The following is a 15,647-nucleotide window of genomic DNA, read 5'->3' on the forward strand; positions in this document are numbered from 1 at the left end:
AGACGATGCTGATGGGCGACCTGCTGGAAGAGTTTTTCAAACGCCCCTATGTCGCGGCCAAAGTAGCCGAAGGGAAGCTGCCCGACACATGGCGCGCCGTCGTGGGCGACCGCGCCGCGGACTTCACCACGGAACTGAAGCTGGAAAACCACATTCTCTATGCCCGCATCCAGTCGAGCGTGCTTCGTTCGGAACTCTTCTACCAGCGCGAAGCGCTCAAGGAGGAGCTGAACCGGCGTTCCGGCGTCCGGATCGTCAATGCGGTGATTATCAGGTAGATTTTCGGAACGACAAGAAACGAAAGATACGGGAGATACGGGAGATACGAGAGATTCGGGAAATACCGGAGCAACGGCAAATAAGAGAGATAAGAACACGGCAGGCACGAAAAATACAGGAGATACGACAAAAATACGGACACACGAAAAGGCTGGGGCTGGGGCTGGGGCAGAGACACAAACTGAGACTGAGACAGACTGAAACAGACTGAAACAGACTGACTGCCTGAGAAACACGGAAAATGCCGGGGCATACTTTCCGCCCCGCTCCGGATCACACAAAAAAAAAGATGCGCCTGATGAGGGCGCATCCTTTTTTTATCCGGCCGGGCCGACCGGGCGAACCGGTCATTCCGTCCCGCGGGGATTATTGGATAATCGCGGCGCGGTTGGCAGCCTGAACCTTCTTGAAGGGATCGGGGGAGTTGCCCTTACCCTCGTAATTCAACTGCTTGGGATTCACGCCCTTCGATACGAGGAAGTCGTAAACCCGCTTGGCGCGGTGCTCGGCGACGCGCTTGTTGCCGGCAGCGGTACCCGTCTGCTGGTCGGCGTGACCCACGATCTGGTAAACGGCATCCTTCGAGCCGCTCTTGATCTGCTCGGCGATCAGCTCCAGACGCGTCTTCTCCTGCGGCGTCAGCACCGACATGCTGTAATCGAAGAGAATGATCGAAGTGTCGGCCAAAGCGGCTTCGTCGGCGGCGACAACCGTTGCGACGGCAGCAGCTGCCGCGGCATCGGCGGCGGCGTTCTGAGCGGCGGCAGCCTGCGCCTGAGCGGCGGCGAGCTGCTGAGCCAGCTGGGCGTTCTCAAGCTCGGCGGCTTCGACAGCGGCCATGCTTGCGGCAACGGCGTCTTGGAACGCCTGAATGTCGGCAGCCGTATAGCCCGCTACGCCGCGCTGCCAGCCGCGCTTGTTAAAGCGGTAGGTGAAGCCCGCAGTAGCGCTGAAGCCGAACAGGTAGGAACCGTCCGTCTTCGCGGGGCATACGCGCGAAGGCGCCAGCATGCCTTTCAGCTCGATATTGAAGTCGAACGAACGTGACAAGCGGAATTTGTTGAGCAGACCGTAAGAGAATGCGAAAGCCTGATGCGTGCCGGTCATATTGTCCTCTTGGCTCTTGTCCGTGAAGTTCGTAGCCAGATAACCGAAGCCTACGAACGGCACCAGATAATAGGCCCGGTCGTCGCGGTAACCGCCCGCCCAGTTCGAGAAGTTAAGCATAAAGTCGGAATGCACGAAGAGGTAAGGCCACTTGAGTTTGCCCAGATCGGCGTCATAGTTGGCAAACTGACCGCCCTGCAGCTGCAGACGCATACCTACTACAGGATGCACCCATTTTACAAGCGAAAAGTTCGCTTCGAATCCGAGACGTTTTCCGAAAGACCCCGAATTGGAGCCGTTCGTCAGGGCAGTGCCTACACCGCCGCCCAGCGACATCTCCCAGTTATCCCAAAATCCATTGGACACAAAACCTGCAAAGCTCGGTTTTTTGGGCGTCTCCTGCGCCCATGCCGTCGTCGCGAATGCCACGACCGCAAGAATTAGAATAAGTTTTTTCATAGCTAACATTAGTTATTCCCAGTTGTAAAATTATAAATTAATTTTTCAAAATCCATTCATCGACAGCATGAAACGCAAAAACAGAGCCGAAAGCGACTAAAAAAGGCCGAAAACATACGTTTCCAGCCTTTTAATCTCAATATCAAATCTTTTCAGATCAGCCGCATTTCGAATAACCGCACGACATACAGGTCAGACAGCCGTTCTGGTAGGCCATATTCTCCTGTCCGCAGCTCGGACATTTGCCTTTCGACTTGGTGCCGTCCACGATATATTGCTTCAGCGCACGGCAGACGCCCGTCTTCCATGTGTTGATCGACTCGCTGTCCAGATGGAGCGACTCGATGAGCGAAACGGTCTTCTCGATCGGCATGCCGTGGCGCAATACGCCCGAAATGAGTTTGGCGTAGTTCCAGAACTCTTCGTCGAACAGACGCGAGATGCCGCCGATGGTATTCGTATAACCGTAACGGTCGGTATACTGGAAGTCGTAACGCTTGGTGCCGTCGTCCTCGCGGACCTTGATGATGAAGCCCTTGTTGATCTTGCGGGGAATATACATGGCGTCCTCCTCGATCTTACCCGTGAAGACCTCGTAGGGACGTCCGTCCTGAAGTCCCACAAAGGCGATCCAGTCCTCGGTGCCGTTCTTGAACCGCACGATGTCGGCAGGAATCGACTTGGGACGCTTCGCCACTTCGCCGGGATGCCCCTCGCACTTCTTTTTCTTGTTCTTGGAAGCCTTGTCGAGCAGCACGCCGTCGCGGCAGCCGTCGCGGTAAACCGTGACGCCCTTGCAGCCACACTCCCAAGCCGTGCGGTACACATCGGCGACGAGCGCTTCGGAGACATTGTTCGGCAGGTTCACCGTCACCGAGATCGAATGGTCCACCCATTTCTGGATCGCCCCCTGCATCTTGACCTTCGCCACCCAGTCGATGTCATTGGCCGTGGCGCCGTGGTAGGGCGAAGCCGCCACCCACTCGTTCAGCTCGGCATCCGAGATGGTCTCCAGTTTCGACGTATCGTATCCGTTCGCGTCCAGCCACTTGACGAAATTGTGGTGGTAGACGTTGTACTCCTGAAACTTTTCGCCCGTTTCGTCCTCGTAATCGACGTGCGTGTCGTGGTCCGAAGGGTTGATCTTGCGGCGGCGCTTGTAGACCGTGCGGAACACCGGTTCGATGCCCGACGTGGTCTGCGACATGAGCGACGTGGTGCCCGTCGGGGCGATGGTCAGCATGGCAATATTGCGGCGGCCGTTCTTCTCCATTTCGGCGTACAGCTCCGGATCGGCCTCGCGGATGCGGGCGATCATCGGGTTGTTCTTCTCCTTCGAAGCGTCGTAGATCGGGAACGCTCCGCGCTGGGCGGCCATCCGGACCGAAGCGCGGTAGGCTTCGACGGCCAGCGTCTTCTGCACCTCGACGGCGAAAGCGATCGCCTCGTCCGAGCCGTAAAGCAGCCCCAGCGCCGCGAGCATATCGCCCTCGGCCGTGATGCCGAGACCCGTGCGGCGGCCCTTCTGCGCCATGGTGCGGATCTTCTTCCACAACTCCAGCTCCACGCGGCGGACCTCCTCGTCTTCGGGGTCGGCGGCGATCTTGGCGATGATCTGCTCGACCTTCTCCAGTTCGAGGTCGATGATGTCGTCCATCATGCGCATGGCCTTGCCGACATGCGCCTTGAACCTGTCAAAATTGAACTTCGCCTCCTTGGTGAAGGGGTTGTCCACATAGCTCAGCAGGTTCATCGCCAGCAGGCGGCACGAATCGTAGGGGCAGAGCGGAATCTCGCCGCAGGGGTTGGTCGAAACCGTCACGAAGCCCTCGTCGGCATAGCAGTCGGGCACGCTCTCGCGGATGATCGTATCCCAGAACAGCACGCCCGGCTCGGCCGACTTCCATGCGTTGTGGATGATTTTATCCCAGAGTTTCTTGGCGTCGATGTCCTGCTCGTATTTGGGATGGTCCGACTTGATCGGGAACTGCTGGTGGTACTTCTTGCCCGCGATCGCGGCGCGCATGAATTCGTCGTCGATCTTGATCGAGACGTTGGCGCCCGTGACCTTGCCCGTATCGACCTTGGCGTCGATGAAACGCTCGGCGTCGGGATGCTTGATCGACAGCGAGAGCATCAGCGCTCCGCGGCGGCCGTCCTGCGCCACCTCGCGCGTCGAGTTGGAATAGCGCTCCATGAACGGAACGATACCCGTGGAGGTGAGGGCCGAGTTCAGCACGGGGCTGCCCGTGGGACGGATGTGCGAAAGGTCGTGCCCCACGCCGCCGCGGCGCTTCATCAGCTGCACCTGCTCCTCGTCCATGCGGAAAATGCCGCCGTACGAGTCGGCCGGGTTCTTATGGCCGATCACGAAGCAGTTCGAGAGCGAGGCCACCTGAAAGTTGTTGCCGATACCCGTCATCGGGCCGCCCTGCGGAATCACGTACCGGAAATGGTCGAGCAGCTCGAACACCTCCTCCTTGCTCATCGGATCGGGATACTTGCGCTCGATGCGCTCAATCTCGGCGGCGATACGCTCGTGCATCTGCTTGGGCGACGTTTCGTAAATATTGCCGAAAGAGTCCTTGAGGGCGTACTTGCTGACCCACACCGTTGCGGCGAGGTCGTCCCCTTCGAAATACTTTTTCGACTCGGCGACCGCATCGTTGTATTCGACTTTCTGCGGCGCCACGGGTTTTGCGGCTTTTGACATGACTATATTACTTTATTTCAGAATTTTAGCGTCGGAACGGACAAAGTCCGGTTTTACAAAAATGATTCTTTTATATGGAAAAAACCAGCGACGCACACCAATTTTATCCACAAGTTATTTACAAAAGGTGTAAAAGATGCGCCCCGCATACGTGAGACGCATTTATCGGCCGGCGGAAAACCGCGGCGCCGTTTCGGCGCACGGATACGGCCCTGAAAAGCACCAGCTACTTCACCGCCACGGCGTCGATCTCGACCAGCGCGCCCATCGGAAGCGCCGCCACCTGATAGCACACGCGGGCGGGCATCCGCTCGGTAAAGAACCGGGCGTAAACGGCGTTCATCGCGGCGAAATCGCCGATGTCCTGCAGCAGGACGGTGGTCTTAACCACGTCGCCGAGCGTATAGCCGCCCTCTTCGAGGATGTGGCGCAGGTTCGTAAGCGACCGGTGCGTCTGGGCTTCGACGCCTTCGGCCATTTTGCCGGTGGCGCCGTCGATCGGAAGCTGGCCCGAAACATAGAGCGCGCCGCCGGCTTCGACGGCCTGCGAATAGGGTCCCACGGCTTTGGGCGCATGGGGCGATGCGATAATCTTCTTCATAACGGGTATTTTTCAAATTTTACACAAAGGTACGATTTATTCCCTATATTTGCACAACACATATATAATAATATACTATGAAGATTTTGCTGAAAATCGCGGCCCTCGCCGCCGTTGCGGCCCTCGCCGCAGGGTGCTGCAGCTGCCGTTCCTACCAGAAGAAAAACCGCAGGCCGCTCGTCGGCACCGAATGGCAGCTCATTCAGCTGGGCGGCAAGGCCGTCAAACCCGAAGAGGGCAAATTCACGCTTACGTTTCTGGCCGAAGAGAACCGCATCGCGGGCGTCGGCGCCTGCAACCGCATCATGGGGAGGTACGAAGCGACCGAGAAGGGCGTGCTGAAGATCGGGCCGCTGGCATCGACGATGATGGCATGCCCCGGCATGGAGCAGGAGGACGCGTTCACCAAGGCGCTCGAATCGACGACGCACTACGATATGGACGGACCGATGCTGCTCCTGCTGAGCGACGGCGAACTGCGGGCCGTATTTCAGGCGAAGCCCTGAGACGAAGCACGGGCGCAGCAAAAGCGGGGAGAACTTTCGTATCTCCCCGCTTTTCGATTTTACGGTTTAAGAGCCGAAGCGCCGACTGCGTCTCTCTTCGGCACGTCATACTGCTCGCGCAACACTTGCTCCAAGACTTCGCGGCGAAGCCGTTGAAGCGTCGACAGTTCGTTTTCATACGCTTCGATGCGGGCGTCACGGATTTGCAGTGTGCGCATCGTCTCCGAATAACGCTTGAACAACGGCTCGACAGGCATCACACGCCCCTCAGCCTGATAATGATTCAGCAAAAAACGCGCGACGGCAATATTCCGCGCACGCAAGGCATCCTGCCGTGCTTTCAGGGCCGGGGCATATTCGCTGTTTTTCCTGCGCAGACGGTCGTACATCAGGTTATATTGCTCCCGGTTGGCATTCTTCCGATCCTTGTCGTCCACATTCTGCAGCGCGACGTATTCGCGGTGGATGGCATCGTATTTGGGATCGCTCTTCAATACTTTCGTATAGACATCCGCCGCTTTGCGGTACTGCGCATCGAGTACGGCAATCGCCGACACGGTATCGCAGAGAGCCGAATAATCCAATCCGGGATAAGTCATAATATCGGGTACGATGCGCGCCTGTTCGGCATAGTCGAAATAGGTCTCCCACACCAGCCGATTCAATTCCAGCGTAAGTTCCCCGATCCGGGCTTCGATCCGGGCGAGCTTTTCCGAGAAATTGTCAAGCATCGTACACTCCGGAGCCGCCGGCGGCTCCGGACAACAGCACAAAGTCTCCGGAAGATCGATAATTTCGGGTTGGCTTGCGACAGCTGACACAGCACAAAATAACAGCGTCGCACTCAGGGTAACCGTAACGGAATTGGCCCTTTTCATCGTTTTCATACTATTTTGCATTAAATATATGGAATTTATCGTTACGCAGCATCAATAGATGCCGAAAAAGATGAAATTTCCACAAAATCCGCCGCAAAACTTAACTTCCTGCAAAAGCGCAGATTTCACACAGATCCAGACAGACAACAATGAGGCCCCGCATGACGGACACAGAGCTCCTCCCCCGCCACCGAGCCGGCAAACACATCGAATGCTTTGCAAGGCTTTACAGCCGCCATACGAAAAGCGCATGCCGCCAGTCTATTTCGGGTCCCGGCAGGAATAAAAAGGGGAGGACTTTCGGACAGTCCTCCCCTTTTTCATACGGCTCGCCGCGTCTATTTCAGGTGCGGATTCAGGCTGCGCCATTCCTCCACGGGCGGGATGATACCCATCGAAATCACCTCGTCGCGCAGTTTGCAGAGGTGTTCGTAGCTGGCGGCGAGGGTCTTGTTCTCCTCGGCCGTGCCCTGCACGTTCTTGTAGCTGACGCCCTCCTTGGTGATCTGGGTCTCCATAGCCATCAGGATATGCTTGAACTCATCGTTGTGCACGAATACGCCGGCCGGATAGCCGAACGGCTTGCCGCCCATGGCCGCAGCGATCATGCAGATCGACAGGTAGGCCGGGCTTTGGAACGACGAGCGGCCGCGCAGGTCGATGATATGCTTGCCGCCCTGAATCACACGCTGCTGCAGGTCGTGCCAGTCGCCTTCGGGCATTTCATGGCCGATCAGCTCCGAAAGAGGACGTCCGGCGACGAGCGTCGTCGAGGCGAAGACGGCCATCTGCTCGCCGTGGCCGCCGTAGGTGCGGCAGTTGCGGATTTCGTCGGGCGAAATCTTGAAATACTTGGCCAGCTCCGAACGCAGGCGCGTGCTGTCCAGCGCGGCAAGGGTCGAAAGCTGCGAGGGACGGATGCCCGCATAGATCAGCGTTACCAGTCCCGTGATGTCGGCGGGATTGAAAACCACGACCACATGCTTCACACCGGGGCAGTAGGTCTTGATGTCCTTGCCCAGCTGCGCGGCGATCTCGGTATTGCCTTTCAGCAGGTCTTCGCGCGTCATGCCCGCCTTGCGCGCCGCGCCGCCCGACGAAACGACATACGAAGCGTCCGTAAGAGCCTCCTTGATATCGCTCGTCCAAGTGATGTTCACCCCTTCGAACGCGCAGTGATAAAGCTCCTCGGCCACGCCTTCGAGCGCGGGAGCGTACGGGTCATACAGGCAGATGTTCGGCGTAAGGCGCATCATCAGCGCCGTCTGGGCCATGTTCGAGCCGATCATACCGGCCGCGCCCACGATCGTGAGTTTGTCGTTTGTCAGAAATTCCATAACTGAAACTATTTTAAATTGGGTACGATCCCGTACCCGGGTCTTATTTGCTGAAGCGGAACGTAAATTCGTTCTTCGCGTCGCGCATCCAAGCGAACTGCCGCGTAGTGGGCGAAATGGCGAACAGGGGCGAGAAAGTCGTCGCCTTCACCGTCACGCCGTCGGGCATGAACTCCAGAATGCGTATCCAGCCGTCGCCGCCGTTACCCTCGTAACCGCCGCCCATCGACTGCGCGTCGAAGAGCATCTGGTGTACGTCTTTTCCGGCGCTGTTTCTGTCGGTGCGGAACCCGCTTCCCGAAATGTGGCCGCAGACCACCAGTTCGATGTTGGAAGCCGGGCGGACCAGTTTCTGCCAGAGATCCTCGCCGTTGCTGGCGTCGGGAAGCGGCAGTCCCTTGATCTTCACGATCCTGCCGTTGCGCACCAGCGGTTCGTAGCTCGTCACCTTGCAGGGGCCGGAAAGCCGCTGGTCCTTGGCATCGAGGTAAGCGTGGGTCATCAGCACGATCCGGTGATCGGCGTACTCCTCCAGCCCCGCCACCTGCTGCGCCCACTTCATCACCGTATCGCGGGGCGCGAACTCCATATTCAGGAAAAGGTAGTCCTTGCCGTCGGGGGCCTTCAGTTCGAAGGCGCAGTTCTCGACGGCGGGATTCTCGTCCGAATCGAGTCCGAACTGGCAGATCGCCGCCGCGTTGAGCGGGTTGCGGCCGATCGGGAAATATTCGTTCAGGTGCGTGCGCCGCGCGCCGCTGCGGGTATAGGTGTAGTCGTGGTTGCCGGTGGCGACCAGATAGGGCACGCGGCCGTCCAGCACGTCGAACGCATCGGCCATGCCCTGCCATTGGCGCACCGAGGTCAGGTCGCCTGAAAAACCGTTGCCGATGCGGTCGTTCTGCTCGACCACGTCGCCCACGCAGAGCACCATCCGAACGTTCAGCCGCTCGATGTTGTCGGCGATCCACGCCGTCATCAGGCGGGCGATGGGCTGGCTGGCTTCGTTCTTGGCATATCCCTGCAGGTCGGGGATCACCACGACGCTCCACGATTCGGGATTCTCCAGCGCGGGTTGCCGGTATTCCTCCTGCGCCGCAGCGGGCAGGCTCCACAACATGGCAGCCAACGCCGCGAGGGTCATTATTCCTCTTTTCATTTTTCGTACCGTTTATTTGTCGGGCCGCGAATCATTCGACTTCGCGGCGGTTCCGCAAAGCATGCGTGATGGTCAGCTCGTCGACGTATTCCAGCTCGTCGCCGAAGCCGATGCCGCGGGCGATCGAGGTGACTTTCACGCCGGGGAACTGCCGCAGGCGGTTCATCAGGTAGAAGAGCGTCGTCTCGCCCTCGACCGAAGTCGAAATGGCGAGAATCACCTCCTTCACGCCGCCGCGGGCGATGCGTTCGGTCAGCAGGTCGATCTTCAGATCCGAAGGCGAAATGCCCTGCATCGGCGAAATGACCCCGCCCAGCACGTGGTAGAGCCCCTTGTACTGGTGGGTATTCTCGATCGAAAGCACGTCGGCGACCTGCTCCACGACGCAGATCGTGGTCCGGTCGCGCTCGTCGTCCAGACAGATCGGGCACACCTCCTCGTCCGAAAGGTTGTTGCACTCGGCGCAGTATTTCACGTCATTGCGGAAACGGTCGATGCTCTCCGTCATTTCGGCCACCGACTCCCGCTCCATGCGCAGGATGTGGATGGCGAGGCGCAGCGCCGTACGGCGCCCCACGCCCGGAAGCTTCGACAACTCGCCGACGACGTCCTGTAGTAATTTAGACATTCAGATCGTTTCGATTTTGCGGCACTCCAGCCACCCTTTCTTGCCGTCGGCGATCACCACTTCGCACCAGTCGTCGAGCCGGTTCGTGATCGTCACGACCGTGCCTTCGTGCAGCACGAAAAGGTCGGTGGACGACTTGTCGGGCGAACTCTTGACCGCCGTAGAAGCGGTCATGACCACGGCCGAAGTGTCGTCGAGCATCTCGCGGCGTTCGCCCAGCGCGAACCACGTCGTCAGCATGCACAACAGCACGGCGACGACGGTGCCGTAGAACCCGGCCTTGCGCAGCGAAAGCCGCTGGGCCAGCAGGTAGACCAGAAACAGCGCCAGCGCACAGGCCAGCAGCACCAGCGAAAGGACGCTCCACGCCGTACAGCTCATCGTGTGGCGGGCTTCGCGCATCCACGTCACGAAGAAGAATTCGGGAATGTCCTCGATGTTGTCCTTCGTGCGGGCTTCGGCGACGCTCAGGTTGTGGCGGATGTCGTCGTTGCCGGGAGCCAGCCGCAACGCCCGTTTGTAATAGAGGATGGCCTTGCCGATGCGGTCCTCCTTGAAGTAGGCATTGGCGAGGTTATAGTAGAGTTTCACGGAGCTTACCCCGCGGGAAAGAATCTCTTCGTAGACTTCGGCGGCCGAATGGAAATTGCCGTTGATATAGGCCGTGTTGGCCATGTCCCACAACTCATCGGTCGTGGGCCGGGGCGCGGACTCGCTCTGCTCCGCCGCCGGCTGCGCAAGGCTGTCGGCAGGCTCCTGCGCATAGGATGCCAGACACCCCAGCAGCAGGACGAGACAAACTGAAATTCGTTTTTTCATAGCTGTTCCTATCGTTTTATCATCGCTTCGATCCGCGAAATGATATCGACGCCCTCGCCGTAGACCTCGGTCATCCGGGCCGATGCGGCCGGCGAATACTGCGCCTCGTCGCACTTGGTGATGATGGCCGTGAAACGCTGCGACTCCTCGGACGAGACGCCGCGTTTGTGCAGCTCCTCGCGGACGTTCTCCTTCGTGAGATTGGCGACCGGAATGTTGAACTTGTCGCTCATGTAGCCCCACAACGCGCGGAGCATCTCCTCGTAGAACGCATGGCGGTTCTGCTCCTCCATGTAGCGTTTGGCGGCGCGGAAACGCTGCACGGCGACCTTGTTGGCGCGCTTGCCCCGCAGCAGGGCCACGTTCTGCGACTCGCGGATCTGCCGGCGCAGCGCGACGTAGACCATTGCGAAGAGGATCAGGATGCCGAAGAACAGCACCCAGTAGGCCGCGCTGAAGAGGAACGGTTCGCGGACCGAACGCAGCTGCGGACTGCCCAGCTTGATGAAGCGGATATCCTGTCCGAGCAGCTTGACCTCCTCCTTCGACATACCGCGGCCCTGCACCACGAGAGCGTCGCCGCCGCCCTTGGCGTCGGGCGTGATCTCCAGCTCCAGCGCCTTCGACTTCAGCGTCATGTACTGCATGCGCGACGGGTCGAAATAGCTGAATTCGACGGGTTCCACCTCGTACGTGCCTTCGGCGCGCGCGATGAAGGGATATTCGAACTGGCGGTAGCCGGAGATGCCGGCCGCCGAGGTGTTGATCGACTCGGTGGTCTTGACGTTATACTGCTCGAACGAAGCGGGGAGCGTCAGTTTGGGGGCCTGCACGAACGTAAGGTTGCCCGTGCCGGAGATCTTCACCGTATAGGTCGCCGCGGAGTTGGCGGCCAGCCGCTCCTGCGGAAGCACGGCGTCCATCGTGAAACTGCCCACGGCGCCGCTGAAGCTGGCGGGAGCGCCCGCTGGCAGCGGCTTGACGGCGATGTTGATGCGCGGACTCTGCACCTTGCGGGGCACGTTGACGAAGTCGGGACCGCCCCCGAAGAAGGGATCCACGTTGCGGCGTCCCGGCACCACGACCTGCGCCACGGCCGTCAGTTCGGCCGGCTCGATCACGAGCGTCCCGGCCTGCTGCGGGTAGAGCAGGTACTCCTTGGCCACGAGCGTCTCATAGACCTTGCCGTTGAAGGTCTCGCGCTGGCGCCGGGCATTGTCGGTATTGAGCTCCTGCGCCCAGAATCCGTTGAACGACGGGAATTTCACGTCGTTGTATCCCACGACCGGCACCCGCTCGTACAGCTTGAACGTCACGCGCAGCGGCTCGCCCTTGTAGACCGAGGTCCGCGACACGACGGCGCGCAGCAGAATGTCGTCCTTGGCGATCTGGTTCTGCGCCGTAACGTCCGGCGAGGAGTCCTCGCGCGGCCGGGACTGCGTGCCGCCGGCGCCGGGGGACTTGCCCTCGTTCACGATCTCGATCGGCAGGGCGTTGGAACGGTAGACGGTGCCGTCCACCGTGACTTCGGCAGCCCCGACGGTGACGTTGCCCGCAGCCTGCGGAAGCAGGACGTAGGTGATCGTGTAATTGATGCTTTTGGTCATCGCTCCGTTGACGATCTGGATCGACTGGCCCGACGACTCGGCCGGGCCGGCGATCACGTCGAATCCGTCGAACGAAGGCGCCTTGAACGTCCCCTTGTCGGGATAGGCGTTGAGCGCGAACTCCACGCGGAACGCTTCGCCGACGGCGACCGTCAGCGGAGAGCTGGCCTCAAAAGTGACCTTCTCGGCAGCCGATGCCGAGAAGATCGCCAGCGCGAAGAGCGCCGTCAGGGATATTTTCGCAATGAAATCTCTCATTGAGCCTTACAATAAAATCTTTCTTCAGATTTTACAACGTAAACTTTTGCCCGTTAGTATATCTCCGGGCCGTTTTTTAATGTTTGAAATCGGCAAAAAAGTCGTTGCCCTTGTCGTCGACGATGATGAACGCCGGGAAGTTCTCGACGTAGATCTTGCGGACAGCCTCCATGCCCAGTTCGGGGAAGTCCACGACCTCGACCGACTTGATTGAGTTCTTGGCCAGAATAGCCGCCGGGCCGCCGATCGAACCGAGGTAGAAACCGCCGTGCTTGCGGCAGGCGTCGGTGACCTGCTGCGAGCGGTTGCCCTTGGCCACCATCACCAGCGAACCGCCGTGCGACTGAAACAGATCCACGTAGGGGTCCATGCGTCCGGCCGTCGTGGGGCCGAACGAGCCCGAAGCCATGCCCTCCGGCGTCTTGGCCGGACCCGCGTAGTACACCGGGTGCTTCTTGAAGTATTCGGGCATGGGCTTGCCCTCGTCGAGCATCTGCTTGATGCGGGCGTGGGCGATGTCGCGCGCCACGATCAGCGTGCCCTTCAGGTTCAGGCGCGTCTTGATCGGATATTTGGTAAGGATTTCGCGGACCTTGTCCATGCCTTCGTCGAGGTCGATGTCCACGGCGGGCGACATGGCGGGCGCCTCGGCGGGCAGGAAGCGGGCGGGGTTCTTCTCCAGCGCTTCGAGGAAGATGCCGTCGGGCGTGATCTTGGCCTTGATGTTACGGTCCGCCGAGCAGCTGACGCCGATGGCCACGGGGCACGAAGCCGCATGGCGCGGGGCGCGGATCACGCGCACGTCGTGTACGAGGTACTTGCCGCCGAACTGCGCGCCGACGCCGCTCTCCTGACAGATCTTGAGCACCTTCTCCTCCCATTCGAGGTCGCGGAAGCAGCGGCCTCCCTCGTTGCCCGAAGTGGGCAGTTCGTCGAGGTAGCCGGCCGAGGCCTTCTTCACGGTCGAAAGGCACATTTCGGCCGACGTGCCGCCGATGCAGATCGCGAGGTGGTAAGGCGGGCAGGCCGACGTGCCGAGGTCGAAGATATGCTGTTTGATGAATTTCGTGAGCGACTCCTCGTTCAGCAGCGCCTTGGTCTGCTGGTAGAGGAAGGTTTTGTTGGCCGAGCCGCCGCCCTTGGTGATGAAGAGGAATTCGTATTCCATGCCCGGACGGCCGCCGTAGATGTCGATCTGGGCCGGCAGGTTGGTGCCCGAATTCTTCTCGTCGGTCATCGTGAAGGGCACGACCTGCGAATAGCGCAGGTTGCGGTCCTTGTAGGTTTCGTAAACGCCCTTCGCGATGCACGCGGCGTCGTCGGCCCCCGTGTAGACGTCCTCGCCCTTATGGCCGATGCAGATGGCCGTGCCGGTGTCCTGACAGGTCGGCAGCTCGCCCTCGGCCGCAACGACCTGATTCAGCAGCATGGTGTAGGCCACGAACTTGTCGTTGTCGGTAGCTTCGGGATCTTCGAGGATGTTGCGCAGTTTCTGCAGGTGCGCGGCGCGCAGACAGAACGACACGTCGCAGTAAGCGGCCTTCGACAACAGTTCGAGACCCGCGGGGTCCACCTTCAGGATTTTACGTCCGTCGCACTCGACGACCTTCACGTAATCCTTCGTCAAAAGACGGTACTCAGTTTTGTCCTCCCCCACGGGGAACGGCTCCTGATAAATAAAGTCAGCCATAATGGTAGTTTGTTTATGTTTGTAGTATCAATATCCTTGCAATCCTTGCAGTCCGCCCCGACGTTTCGGCCGCCGCGGGGCGCGGAAGGCCGTCCGCGATTCGGGAATCCCCGGAGCTAAAGCCATGCAAAAATACAAAAAACAATCCGGATTGCGCAACAATTTCCGGCCGTCTGTTATTTTTTTCACAAAAAGGCGAATAAAATAGCCCGAACAGGCGCAATTAATTAGAATATTTATTAAATTTGTGCGGTTTTTCGAGAGAAACAATTCACTGCATAAATTAAATTACTATGGTATCCTACAAAGATTTGGGTCTTGTGAACACCCGTGAGATGTTCGCAAAGGCCATCAAGGGCGGTTATGCCATCCCGGCATTCAACTTCAACAACATGGAGCAGATGCAGGCCATCATTCAGGCTTGCGTGGAGGCTTCGTCGCCGGTAATTCTTCAGGTGTCGTCGGGCGCGCGCAAGTACGCCAACCAGACCCTGCTCCGCTACATGGCTCAGGGCGCCGTCGAATATGCCAAGGAACTGGGCAAGAACATTCCGATCGTTCTGCACCTCGACCACGGCAACTCGTTCGAGCTTTGCAAGAGCTGCATCGACATGGGCTTCTCGTCGGTGATGATCGACGGTTCGCACCTCCCCTATGAGGAGAACGTGGCGCTCACCAAGCAGGTGGTCGATTACGCACACCAGTTCGACGTGACGGTAGAAGGCGAGCTGGGCGTACTGGCCGGTGTGGAGGACGAGGTTTCGGCCGAGCACCACACCTACACCGATCCCAAGGACGTCGTGGATTTCGTATCCAAGACCGGCGTAGATTCGCTGGCCATCTCGATCGGCACCTCGCACGGCGCCAACAAGTTCAAGCCCGAACAGTGCACCCGCAACGCCGAGGGCATCCTCGTTCCGCCCGAACTGCGTTTCGACATTCTGGCCGAGATCGAGAAGGAGCTTCCGGGCTTCCCCATCGTGCTGCACGGATCGTCGTCGGTTCCGCAGGAGTACGTGAAGATCATCAACACGCACGGCGGTGCGCTGAAGGATGCCGTAGGCATTCCCGAAGAGCAGCTCCGCAAGGCTGCCAAGAGCGCCGTCTGCAAGATCAACATCGACTCGGACGGCCGTCTGGCGATGACCGCAGCCATCCGCAAGATCTTCGTAGACCAGCCCGCCGAGTTCGACCCCCGCAAATATCTGGGTCCGGCTCGCGACGAGCTGAAGAAACTCTACATGCACAAGTGCGAGAGCGTGCTGGGTTCGGCCGGCAAGGCTTAATCCGCAACATTCCGACAAAGAAACCCGGTCTTTCGAGACCGGGTTTCTTTCGTTTCCGGCATGCGTTGCCGGAAAACGGCAGCTCCGGAGAAAAGAGTCGCAAGGGCGCGGAATTCCGGACGCAAAGCGACGCGGAGACATCGGATATACCCCGGTCCGGGCGGGACCGGACAGAGTCATCGGACTAAATAACAAGTACTTAACAGCAACGCCCCACACCCGATTTGACCCCCGGCTTTGTTTTGACAAGAAAGGGGGTATTTCTATTTTTGCTGCCGAGCGGCACTATGCCGATGCCGGACCAATCACAATCAAATCAGGTT

General features: G+C 59.2%; 13 protein-coding genes. 3 read left to right on the top strand and 10 right to left on the bottom strand.

Annotation, left to right across the window (positions count from 1 at the left end; translation table 11 throughout):
* The first annotated feature begins 5 nt into the window (after nucleotides 1-5).
* On the top strand, nucleotides 6-278 hold the full coding sequence (locus tag HMPREF9720_RS03175) for a DUF721 domain-containing protein (protein ID WP_039939733.1): 273 nt from the start codon (nucleotides 6-8) through the stop codon (nucleotides 276-278).
* A 367-nt stretch (nucleotides 279-645) separates the two neighbouring features.
* On the opposite strand, the gene HMPREF9720_RS03185 is transcribed toward HMPREF9720_RS03175, so the two are convergent.
* From HMPREF9720_RS03185 to HMPREF9720_RS03195, 3 genes are all read right to left on the bottom strand, one after another.
* Entirely contained in the window at nucleotides 646-1,845 is a 1,200-nt protein-coding gene (locus HMPREF9720_RS03185; protein ID WP_014775115.1) for an OmpA family protein, read from the bottom strand.
* A gap of 157 nt (nucleotides 1,846-2,002) precedes the next feature.
* Nucleotides 2,003-4,558: an adenosylcobalamin-dependent ribonucleoside-diphosphate reductase gene (locus HMPREF9720_RS03190; RefSeq protein WP_009596732.1), complete on the bottom strand. Its 2,556-nt coding sequence runs from the start codon at nucleotides 4,556-4,558 to the stop codon at nucleotides 2,003-2,005.
* Nucleotides 4,559-4,784: 226 nt separating this feature from the next.
* On the bottom strand, nucleotides 4,785-5,159 hold the full coding sequence (locus HMPREF9720_RS03195; protein WP_009596764.1) for a RidA family protein: 375 nt from the start codon (nucleotides 5,157-5,159) through the stop codon (nucleotides 4,785-4,787).
* A 77-nt stretch (nucleotides 5,160-5,236) separates the two neighbouring features.
* Between HMPREF9720_RS03195 and HMPREF9720_RS03200 the strand changes: the two genes are divergently transcribed.
* Nucleotides 5,237-5,665, top strand: coding sequence for an META domain-containing protein (locus tag HMPREF9720_RS03200; protein WP_009596735.1), 429 nt, complete (start codon nucleotides 5,237-5,239; stop codon nucleotides 5,663-5,665).
* Nucleotides 5,666-5,724: 59 nt separating this feature from the next.
* Here HMPREF9720_RS03200 and HMPREF9720_RS03205 read toward each other — a convergent pair whose 3' ends face one another.
* The 7 genes from HMPREF9720_RS03205 to HMPREF9720_RS03235 all read right to left on the bottom strand — a co-directional run bounded on the left by HMPREF9720_RS03205 (nucleotide 5,725) and on the right by HMPREF9720_RS03235 (nucleotide 14,038).
* A complete protein-coding gene (locus HMPREF9720_RS03205) occupies nucleotides 5,725-6,396 on the bottom strand; it encodes a DUF5039 family protein (protein WP_039939727.1) in 672 nt (223 codons plus the stop codon).
* 485 nt (nucleotides 6,397-6,881) lie between these two features.
* Entirely contained in the window at nucleotides 6,882-7,880 is a 999-nt protein-coding gene (locus HMPREF9720_RS03210; protein WP_009596748.1) for a malate dehydrogenase, read from the bottom strand.
* 43 nt (nucleotides 7,881-7,923) lie between these two features.
* Nucleotides 7,924-9,036: a metallophosphoesterase gene (locus HMPREF9720_RS03215; RefSeq protein WP_014775119.1), complete on the bottom strand. Its 1,113-nt coding sequence runs from the start codon at nucleotides 9,034-9,036 to the stop codon at nucleotides 7,924-7,926.
* A 31-nt stretch (nucleotides 9,037-9,067) separates the two neighbouring features.
* Complete coding sequence (gene recR, locus HMPREF9720_RS03220) at nucleotides 9,068-9,664, bottom strand: recombination mediator RecR (RefSeq protein ID WP_009596722.1); 597 nt, start codon at nucleotides 9,662-9,664, stop codon at nucleotides 9,068-9,070.
* Nucleotides 9,665-10,483 (bottom strand): tetratricopeptide repeat protein, encoded by an 819-nt coding sequence (locus HMPREF9720_RS03225; RefSeq protein ID WP_009596763.1) that lies wholly within the window; start codon nucleotides 10,481-10,483, stop codon nucleotides 9,665-9,667.
* Between the two features lie 8 nt (nucleotides 10,484-10,491).
* Nucleotides 10,492-12,348 carry a BatD family protein gene (locus HMPREF9720_RS03230; protein WP_009596752.1) on the bottom strand — a complete coding sequence of 619 codons (1,857 nt, stop codon included), beginning with the start codon at nucleotides 12,346-12,348 and terminating at the stop codon, nucleotides 10,492-10,494.
* 76 nt (nucleotides 12,349-12,424) lie between these two features.
* Entirely contained in the window at nucleotides 12,425-14,038 is a 1,614-nt protein-coding gene (locus HMPREF9720_RS03235) for a fumarate hydratase (RefSeq protein ID WP_009596757.1), read from the bottom strand.
* A 293-nt stretch (nucleotides 14,039-14,331) separates the two neighbouring features.
* On the opposite strand from HMPREF9720_RS03235, the gene HMPREF9720_RS03240 reads away from it, so the two are divergent.
* Nucleotides 14,332-15,324, top strand: coding sequence for a class II fructose-bisphosphate aldolase (locus HMPREF9720_RS03240; protein WP_009596759.1), 993 nt, complete (start codon nucleotides 14,332-14,334; stop codon nucleotides 15,322-15,324).
* The last annotated feature ends 323 nt before the right edge of the window (nucleotides 15,325-15,647 follow it).

It is taken from the genome of Alistipes sp. HGB5, assembly GCF_000183485.2.
GTDB classification, from domain to species: domain Bacteria; phylum Bacteroidota; class Bacteroidia; order Bacteroidales; family Rikenellaceae; genus Alistipes; species Alistipes finegoldii.

Excerpts from the sequence above, each read along its gene's own strand:
- HMPREF9720_RS03175 (WP_039939733.1), top strand. The coding sequence starts at position 6 with ATGCTGATGGGCGACCTGCTGGAAGAGTTTTTCAAACGCCCCTATGTC.
- HMPREF9720_RS03185 (WP_014775115.1), bottom strand. The coding sequence starts at position 1,845 with ATGAAAAAACTTATTCTAATTCTTGCGGTCGTGGCATTCGCGACGACG.
- HMPREF9720_RS03190 (WP_009596732.1), bottom strand. The coding sequence starts at position 4,558 with ATGTCAAAAGCCGCAAAACCCGTGGCGCCGCAGAAAGTCGAATACAAC.
- HMPREF9720_RS03195 (WP_009596764.1), bottom strand. The coding sequence starts at position 5,159 with ATGAAGAAGATTATCGCATCGCCCCATGCGCCCAAAGCCGTGGGACCC.
- HMPREF9720_RS03200 (WP_009596735.1), top strand. The coding sequence starts at position 5,237 with ATGAAGATTTTGCTGAAAATCGCGGCCCTCGCCGCCGTTGCGGCCCTC.
- HMPREF9720_RS03205 (WP_039939727.1), bottom strand. The coding sequence starts at position 6,396 with ATGCTTGACAATTTCTCGGAAAAGCTCGCCCGGATCGAAGCCCGGATC.
- HMPREF9720_RS03210 (WP_009596748.1), bottom strand. The coding sequence starts at position 7,880 with ATGGAATTTCTGACAAACGACAAACTCACGATCGTGGGCGCGGCCGGT.
- HMPREF9720_RS03215 (WP_014775119.1), bottom strand. The coding sequence starts at position 9,036 with ATGAAAAGAGGAATAATGACCCTCGCGGCGTTGGCTGCCATGTTGTGG.
- recR (WP_009596722.1), bottom strand. The coding sequence starts at position 9,664 with ATGTCTAAATTACTACAGGACGTCGTCGGCGAGTTGTCGAAGCTTCCG.
- HMPREF9720_RS03225 (WP_009596763.1), bottom strand. The coding sequence starts at position 10,483 with ATGAAAAAACGAATTTCAGTTTGTCTCGTCCTGCTGCTGGGGTGTCTG.
- HMPREF9720_RS03230 (WP_009596752.1), bottom strand. The coding sequence starts at position 12,348 with ATGAGAGATTTCATTGCGAAAATATCCCTGACGGCGCTCTTCGCGCTG.
- HMPREF9720_RS03235 (WP_009596757.1), bottom strand. The coding sequence starts at position 14,038 with ATGGCTGACTTTATTTATCAGGAGCCGTTCCCCGTGGGGGAGGACAAA.
- HMPREF9720_RS03240 (WP_009596759.1), top strand. The coding sequence starts at position 14,332 with ATGGTATCCTACAAAGATTTGGGTCTTGTGAACACCCGTGAGATGTTC.